Below are 7,375 nucleotides of genomic sequence, written 5' to 3'. Positions count from 1 at the left end.
GGGGGGGGGGGGGGGGGGGGGGGGGGGGGGGGGGGGGGGGGGGGGGGGGGCCCCCCCGCCCCCCCCCCCCCCCCCCCCCCCCCCCCTGCGATTTACGCGCCGGTGAAGGTATCCACCAGCAGCTTCACGTTCAGCGCCACGATCACCACGGCGATCACCCAGGCGATGCTGCCCAGCCAGCGCGGGGCGACGAGCGCGCCCATCGTGGCCTTGTCGGTCACCAGCCGCACCAGCGGAATGATCGCGAACGGCAGCTGCATCGACAGCACCACCTGGCTCAGCACCAGCAGCTTCACCGCGCCCTGGTCGCCAAACAGCAGGATCACCACCACCACCGGGATGATCGCCAGCGCACGGGTGATCAAGCGCCGCAGCCACGGTGGCAGGCGCAGGTGCAGGAACCCTTCCATCACGATCTGCCCGGCCAGGGTGGCGGTGACCGTGGAATTCAGGCCCGAGGCGAGCAGGGCGACTGCGAACAGGGTCGAGGCCAGGCCCACGCCCAGCATCGGTGCCAGCAGCTGATGCGCCTGTTCGATGTCTTCCACATCAAAACGGCCATTGGCATGGAACACCGCCGCGGCCAGGATCAGGATGCTGGCGTTGATGAACAGCGCCAGAGTCAGCGCGATCGTGCTGTCGGTGACCGCCCAGCGCAGCGCACTGCGGCGGCCGGCATCGGTACGCGGATAGGCGCGGGTCTGCACGATGGAGGAGTGCAGGTAGAGGTTGTGCGGCATCACCGTCGCGCCAATGATGCCGATGGCGATGTACAGCGCGTGCGGATCGGTGACCACCTGGGTGCGCGGGATGAAGCCGCCCAGCACCTCCATCACCGTCGGCGCGGCGAGCGCGATCTGTACCAGGAAGCAGCCGAAGATGATCATCAGCAGGGCGATGACGAAGGCTTCCAGTGCACGGAAACCGCGGTTCATCAGCAGCAGCACCAGCAGCGTGTCCAGCGCGGTGATCACCGCACCCCACAGCAGTGGCAGGTCGAACAGCAGCTTCAGCGCGATGGCGGTGCCGATCACCTCGGCCAGGTCGCAGGCGATGATCGCCGCTTCGCACAGTGCCCACAGCGCCAGGTTGACCGGCTTGGGGTAGCGCGCGCGGCAGGCCTGGGCCAGGTCCATGCCGGTGGCGATGCCCAGCCGCGCCGACAGCGCCTGCAGGATGACCGCCATCAGGTTGGAAATGAGGATGACCGAGAGCAGCAGGTAGCCGAAGCGCGAACCGCCGGCGAGGTCGGTGGCCCAGTTGCCCGGGTCCATGTAGCCGACCGAGACCATGTAGCCGGGGCCGATGAAGGCCAGCAGGCGGAACCACCAGTGGCCCTTGTCGGGTACGGCCACCGAGGCGTTGAGCGCGCCGAGGCTGGCTGCGGGGGCGGCCGGGGAGTCGGTGGGCGCGACGGTGTTCATGGCTGCAATATAGCCACTGCTATATCCATTAGCAATGTGAAACAATCGTCTTTGCTGCGTCACTGGTCCAGAATTCAGGTTCAGATCCGGAAGTCATCGGCAGGACAGGCACTCGCGTGGGCAAGACAGGCGCTTCGACATCGGCAAAGAACCCCCCCTTGATCGAGGCCGAGCGCCAGGTCGAGAGCTTCCGGCAGGTGCGCGAGGCACACCGGATGGAGCTGGTCGAGGACTACGTGGAGTTGATTTCCGACCTGCTGGCCGACGGTGGTGAAGCGCGCCAGGTCGATATCGCCACGCGCCTGGGCGTGGCCCAGCCGACGGTGGCGAAGATGCTGCGGCGCCTGGCCCGGGATGGCTGGGTGGTGCAGCGTCCTTACCGCGGCGTGTTCCTGACCCCGGAAGGCGAGGCGCTGGCCCATGCCAGCCGCGAGCGGCACCAGACCGTGGAGCGCTTCCTGCTGGCGCTGGGCGTGGACCCGGATACGGCGCGGCGTGATGCCGAGGGCATCGAGCATCATGTGAGTGAGCAGACGCTGGCGCTGTTCGAGGCGTTCGTGAAGAAGGCTGAGGGCTGAGGTGTGTGCGCAGGGCTTGCAGCCCTGCACCTGCTGCAATCAACGTCAACTTCAACGGCAAAAGCTGGCTATCCGTGGGATGGCGGGGTGGGTCCGGTTGAGGGGGACGCTGCAAGTACGTCCCTGTAAGCTCGGTCGCCGCATCCATGCGGCTCACGCCCCCTCAACCGGACCCACCCCGCCTTCGACAGTTGCCCGCGATCTGTCGGTACGGCATGGCGCAGCTGTTGGTGGGTGCCGACCGTTGGTCGGCACGGGGTCGGATCCCGTTGCGACGCAACGGGCTCTGACCCCTTCTCAAAAGCGGAATCCGTAGAGTCGAGCTTGCTCGACTACCCGACATCAGGGGTCAGAGCCGTTTCCCGTGGAAACGGATCCGACCCCGGCGCTAAACAGCAACAGCAACAGCGGGCACCCCGCCTTCGACAGGCTGCCGGGATCTGTCGGGGGGTGTTCTGCTCTGATAGGTGTCGACCTTGGTCGACACAGTAGAGCCACGCCATGCGTGGATGAATTCATTCGCTATCTGACAGAGTGAATCCACGCATGGCGTGGATCTACTGGTCGGTATGGGTCAGAGCCGTTTCCCGTGGAAACGGATCCGACCCCGGCGCTTACCTGCCGCGGCGGAACGCTGCGGGGGTGCGGGCGCCGACGATGATCATGCGAATCATCGTGGAAATCTGTTCGACCAGCTCCGGGTCTTTCTCCGGCGGCTGGTCCATCGCGGTGGCGCCCATGGCGAACACCAGGCGGGTGATGGCGGTGGCCACCAGTTCCGGCTTGTAGAGCTTGGCGCCGTCCAGTGCGGCCAGGCGCACCAGGTCGTGCTGCAGTTCTTCTTCGAAGTAGTGCAGTTCGCGTTCGACCGCGTGCTTGAAGTCATCCGAGCCCACCGCGCCTTCGCGCAGCAGCACGTGCAGCAGTTTGTCGTCTGCGCGCAGCTGCTCCATGAAGGTTTCCACCGACACGCGCACCACGCTGGTCGCGCTGGAGGTGGCGCGCTGGCGGGCCTCGCCGATGATCGTGCGCAGCGAGCGGCCGGCGACGTCGATCAGGGCCACGGCCAGTTCGTCCATGTCGCGGAACTGCCGGTAGAAACTGTTCGGGGCAATGCCCGCTTCGCGCGCGACTTCGCGCAGGCTCAGCGTGGACAGGCTGCGGTGCGGGCCGATCAGTTTCAGCGCGGCGGCCAGCAGGTCCTCGCGGCTCACCGTACGGCGGGCCGGGCTGTTGGCATCTTCGGGCGGCGTCAGGGCGGTGGCGGCGGCCATGGGACTTCCGGGGGGACGAGGCTGAATCATACCCAATCCGGTTCAATATACACATGTATACACAGGTGTATGTGCGGCCGTATAGTGCGCCCATGAGCGCTGTGATCCGTCCGTCCCTGTTTTCCCCATACCGCTGGCTGTCGCCGACGTTGTTCGATTTCTGGGCGGGCCAGCTGAATCCGTTGTGGACCCTGCGCGAGCCCCTGGCCCGCCTGGTCCGGCGCGAGCCGGCCGGCGAGGGCGCCGCCACCCTGGTCCTGCGCTGCAACCGGCACTGGGCCGGCATGCGCGCCGGCCAGCACATCACCCTGGGTGTGGAGCTTGAAGGGCGCGTATTTCGCCGCAGCTACAGCCCGACCGCGCTGGGCCGCCGCGAGCTGGCCATTACCGTCAAGGCGGTCGACGGCGGCACCATCAGCCAGCACCTGGTCCACCATGCCAGGCCGGGCGATCTGTTCAGGCTGGATGCGGCCTTTGGTGACTTCCACATGCCGGCCGCTGCACCGGTGCTGCTGCTGGCCGCCGGCAGCGGCATCACGCCCATGCGCAGCCTGCTGCGCGAGGCCTGCCAGCGCCCGCTGGCCGCGCCGGTGGACCTGTTCTACTGGGAACGCAACGCCGCCGCCTTCCAGTTCCGCGATGAACTGCTGGCCTTGGCTGCGGCCACCCCGAACATGCGCGTGCACCTGCTGACCACGCGCGAGGGCGAGGTGCCGGCTGCGCGCATCGATACCCATTCGCTGGCCGTGGCCGGCGACGATACCCCGCTGGCGCAGCGCCACGTGCTGGCCTGTGGCCCGGATGGCTTCGTCGCCGCCGCGCGGCAGCGCCTGGTGCACCAGGTCGCCGGCTTCCAGGCCGAGGCCTTCACCCCGCCGGCACCGCTCAGCGATGCCGACAGCGCCGGTGAGATCGCCCTGACCCTGGCGCGCAGCGGCCGCCAGCTGAAGGTCGCGCGCGGCCGTTCGCTGCTGGAAAGCCTGGAAGCCCAGGGCATCAAGCCCAAGCACGGCTGCCGCATGGGTATCTGCAACAGCTGCACCTGCGACCGCGTCAGTGGCACCACCCGCCACCTGCGCACCGGTGAAATGCAGTCCGAAACGGCACAGCCGGTGCGGATCTGCGTGAGCGCACCGACCACCGACCTGACTTTGGATCTCTGAGGACCTGCTGCCATGACCCGCGCTTCCGACCGTGCCCTGAGCCCCGCCGAGATGAACGCCTTCGGTGCCGAGCTCGACGCGATCCGTGACCGTATCCTGGGCAGCCTCGGCGCCTCCGACACCCGCTACATCCGCCGCGTGGCCGCCGCCGTGCGCTGGTCGGGCGTGCTGGGCCGTGGTTTGCTGTTCCTCGGTGCGTTCTCGCCGCTGTTCTGGGCGCCGCTGCTGTGGCCGGCCTGCATCGCCGGCACCCTGCTGTTGGCGCTGGCCAAGATCCTGGAAAACATGGAGCTGGGCCATAACGTGATGCACGGCCAGTACGACTGGACCGGCGACCCCAAGCTCAACGGCAACACCTACGAGTGGGACATCGTTGCCACCGGCGACAACTGGCGCAAGACCCACAATTTCCGCCACCATACCTACACCAACGTGCGTGGCATGGACGATGACATCGGCTACGGCCTGCTGCGCATCTTCCCGGAACAGCGCTGGTCGCCGTTCTACCTGATGCAGCCGATCATCGCGCCGATCTTCGCGCTGCTGTTCCAGTGGGGCGTGGCCGCGCAGGACCTGCGCCTGGGCCGCTGGTTCAAGGGGCGCATCAGCAGCCGTGCGATGTGGCTGCAGACCCGTCCGGTGGCGCGCAAGATGGTCCGCCAGGTGCTGAAGGATTACGTGTTCTTCCCGCTGCTGGCCGGCCCGTTCTTCCTGCCGGTGATGCTGGGCAACCTGGTTGCCAACGGTATGCGCAACGTCTGGACCTACGTGATCATCTTCTGCGGCCACTTCACCGCCGAGTCGGAAACCTTCCCGAAGGAATGCCTGCGCAATGAATCGCGCGGCCACTGGTACCTGCGCCAGCTGCGCGGTTCTTCGAACATCAGCGGCGGCTTCATCATCAACGTGCTGTCGGGCAACCTCAGCCACCAGATCGAGCACCACTTCTACCCGGACCTGCCGGCCAACCGCTATGCGGCCATCGCCAAGGAAGTGAAGGAAATCTGCCGCCGCTACGGCCAGCACTACAACAACGGCTCGCTGCCGCGCCAGTTCGCGCAGGTGGTCTGGCGCATCCTGCGCCATGCCTTCCCGAGCAAGCCGCGCCGCCTGCCGATGCCGGACATCATGCCGGCACCGGCGCCCGCCAACGCGGGCTGAGGGCTTCAGCTGGCTTTGGCCAGCACCGCCGGCGGATCGCCGTCCTGCGGGGCGGGGTCCAGCCGGCGCAGGAACACCTGCATCTCCTTGCGCGCCTGTTGGTCGCCCTTGCTGCCAGCCACGCTGAGCCCACGCTGCCATGCCGCGCGCGCCGCCTGCGGCTGGCCACCGGCCAGCCACGCCTTGCCGAGCAGCTTCCACGCCGCCGAATACTCCGGATCCAGCGCCACGCAGCGTGCCAGGTGGGTGGCGGCGTGCACGGGCTGGCCTGCGTCCAGCCAGCTCTTGCCCAGGCCGAAGCGCAGCAGCGCGCTGTCCTTGCCGCTGGCGAGCATGGCCTCCAGTGCGTCGATGTTCATGGCTGTACCTCATGCAGCAGTTCAAGCGGCCCGGGCAGGAAGCGGCCGCGATGGAACATCAAGGGCGCGCCACCGGTTTCCTCCGCCTCGATGATGCGGCCGGCCAGCAGCAGGTGGTCGCCCACCGGCCACTGCGCGTGGCGGCTGCAGGTGAGGTGTGTGACCGCACCGGCGATACGCGGCGGTGTGTCTTCCTCGCCTTCCAGCAACGGCACGCCGTCGAAACGATCACGCACGCTCGGATCGGCGAAGCGTCTGGCCAGGGCTTCCTGCCCGGCACCCAGCACGCTGAGCGTGAAGCGGGTCGCATGCTGGAACACCCGCAGGGTCTTCGCGTGCAGGGCCAGGTTCCAGAGCACCAGCGGCGGCTGCAGGGAGACCGGCACGAACGAGTTGATGGTCAGCCCGTGCGGGTGTCCCTGCGCGTCGCGTGCAGTGACGATGGCCACGCCGGTCGGGTAGTGGCCGAGCAGCCGGCGCAGGGCGCGCGGCGGCAGGTCCACCGAGGGTGCCGGCGCCGGGGCGGGGAAGACCCCCCCCCACGGCCCGGCATAGGCACTGCCGCCGGCGTCCATCAGACGCGTGCCTGGCGGTAGCGACGGCCGACCTCGGTCCAGTCGATGATGTTGAAGAATGCGCCGATGTAGTCGGGGCGACGGTTCTGGTAGTGCAGGTAGTAGGCGTGTTCCCAGACATCCAGGGCGAGGATGGGCGTATTGCCGGACAGGCCGACCGCCGCACCCATCAGCGGGCTGTCCTGGTTGGCGCTGCTTTCGACTTGCAGGCGTCCGTCGCGATCGCTGGTCAGCCACGCCCAGCCACTGCCGAAGCGGGTCTGCGCGGCCTTGCTGAAGGCGTCCTTGAAGGCCTCGAAGCCGCCGAGATCGCGGTCGATGGCAGCGGCAAGTTCGGCATCCGGCGTGCCGCCGGTGGCGCTGAGCACCGTCCAGAACAGGCTGTGGTTGGCGTGGCCGCCGCCATTGTTGCGCACCGCGCCGCGCACGGACTCGGGCAGCGCGTCGAGGTCGGCGATCAGGGTTTCGACCGGGGTGTCGGCGATGCCGGCCTGTTCCAGTGCGGCGTTGAGGTTGTTGATGTAGGTCTGGTGGTGCTTGCCGTGGTGGATCTCCATGGTGCGCGCATCGAAGTGCGGTTCCAGGGCGTCGTAGGCGTAGGGGAGGGCGGGAAGCGAGTAGGGCATTGCAACAGTCTCCGTGGGGAAGGCCAGGGGGTTGGCCTCGGGGAGACTGTTATCGCACCTCAACTTTGGTTGAGGTCAAGGGTAGATGTTTAAAGCGTGCGCTGTTGGCGCTTTGGGATTTCCGTGATTGCGCGGGTGGGTGGACGCAGGCAGGACACGCCGTGAACCCATCCATGGGGGCTCGTAGGCGCCATCCATGGCGCCTGCGGTCCTGC

General features: G+C 67.8%; 8 protein-coding genes. 3 read left to right on the top strand and 5 right to left on the bottom strand.

Translation table 11 applies throughout. The annotated features are described in order from the left end of the window. Positions 1–92 precede the first annotated feature (92 nt). Complete coding sequence (locus tag IAE56_RS20095) at positions 93–1,424, bottom strand: Nramp family divalent metal transporter (RefSeq protein ID WP_200753732.1); 1,332 nt, start codon at positions 1,422–1,424, stop codon at positions 93–95. A 116-nt stretch (positions 1,425–1,540) separates the two neighbouring features. On the opposite strand from IAE56_RS20095, the gene mntR reads away from it, so the two are divergent. Further along, complete coding sequence (gene mntR / locus IAE56_RS20090) at positions 1,541–2,002, top strand: manganese-binding transcriptional regulator MntR (protein WP_200753731.1); 462 nt, start codon at positions 1,541–1,543, stop codon at positions 2,000–2,002. 614 nt (positions 2,003–2,616) lie between these two features. Here the strand turns inward: mntR and fabR are convergent. Beyond that, positions 2,617–3,276 carry an HTH-type transcriptional repressor FabR gene (gene fabR / locus IAE56_RS20085; protein WP_108769077.1) on the bottom strand — a complete coding sequence of 220 codons (660 nt, stop codon included), beginning with the start codon at positions 3,274–3,276 and terminating at the stop codon, positions 2,617–2,619. 92 nt (positions 3,277–3,368) lie between these two features. Here fabR and IAE56_RS20080 point away from each other — a divergent pair, with 92 nt between their 5' ends. Then, positions 3,369–4,439, top strand: a complete 1,071-nt coding sequence (locus tag IAE56_RS20080; protein WP_234456231.1) for a ferredoxin reductase — start codon at positions 3,369–3,371, stop codon at positions 4,437–4,439. Between the two features lie 12 nt (positions 4,440–4,451). Then, positions 4,452–5,600 carry an acyl-CoA desaturase gene (locus tag IAE56_RS20075; protein ID WP_108769075.1) on the top strand — a complete coding sequence of 383 codons (1,149 nt, stop codon included), beginning with the start codon at positions 4,452–4,454 and terminating at the stop codon, positions 5,598–5,600. A gap of 5 nt (positions 5,601–5,605) precedes the next feature. Here the strand turns inward: IAE56_RS20075 and IAE56_RS20070 are convergent, their stop codons facing one another. The 3 genes from IAE56_RS20070 to IAE56_RS20060 are packed head-to-tail and all read right to left on the bottom strand — an operon-like array spanning position 5,606 to position 7,160. Beyond that, positions 5,606–5,959 (bottom strand): tetratricopeptide repeat protein, encoded by a 354-nt coding sequence (locus IAE56_RS20070; RefSeq protein WP_200753729.1) that lies wholly within the window; start codon positions 5,957–5,959, stop codon positions 5,606–5,608. After that, positions 5,956–6,534: a flavin reductase family protein gene (locus IAE56_RS20065; RefSeq protein ID WP_200753728.1), complete on the bottom strand. Its 579-nt coding sequence runs from the start codon at positions 6,532–6,534 to the stop codon at positions 5,956–5,958. Before IAE56_RS20065 ends, IAE56_RS20070 begins: the two co-directional genes overlap by 4 nt. Then, a complete protein-coding gene (locus IAE56_RS20060; protein WP_200753727.1) occupies positions 6,534–7,160 on the bottom strand; it encodes a superoxide dismutase in 627 nt (208 codons plus the stop codon). The genes IAE56_RS20065 and IAE56_RS20060 overlap by 1 nt, the downstream gene beginning before the upstream one ends. Between the last annotated feature and the right edge of the window lie 215 nt (positions 7,161–7,375).

This window comes from Stenotrophomonas sp. S41, assembly GCF_016624625.1.
GTDB lineage: Bacteria > Pseudomonadota > Gammaproteobacteria > Xanthomonadales > Xanthomonadaceae > Stenotrophomonas.
Note: the sequence above shows the minus strand (reverse complement) of the source record. Positions and strands in the feature narration are given on the sequence as shown.

What these genes read in the sequence shown, in the direction of transcription:
- IAE56_RS20095 (WP_200753732.1), bottom strand. Translation starts at nt 1,424, where the DNA reads ATGAACACCGTCGCGCCCACCGACTCCCCGGCCGCCCCCGCAGCCAGC.
- fabR (WP_108769077.1), bottom strand. Translation starts at nt 3,276, where the DNA reads ATGGCCGCCGCCACCGCCCTGACGCCGCCCGAAGATGCCAACAGCCCG.
- IAE56_RS20080 (WP_234456231.1), top strand. Translation starts at nt 3,369, where the DNA reads ATGAGCGCTGTGATCCGTCCGTCCCTGTTTTCCCCATACCGCTGGCTG.
- IAE56_RS20075 (WP_108769075.1), top strand. Translation starts at nt 4,452, where the DNA reads ATGACCCGCGCTTCCGACCGTGCCCTGAGCCCCGCCGAGATGAACGCC.
- IAE56_RS20070 (WP_200753729.1), bottom strand. Translation starts at nt 5,959, where the DNA reads ATGAACATCGACGCACTGGAGGCCATGCTCGCCAGCGGCAAGGACAGC.
- IAE56_RS20065 (WP_200753728.1), bottom strand. Translation starts at nt 6,534, where the DNA reads ATGGACGCCGGCGGCAGTGCCTATGCCGGGCCGTGGGGGGGGGTCTTC.
- IAE56_RS20060 (WP_200753727.1), bottom strand. Translation starts at nt 7,160, where the DNA reads ATGCCCTACTCGCTTCCCGCCCTCCCCTACGCCTACGACGCCCTGGAA.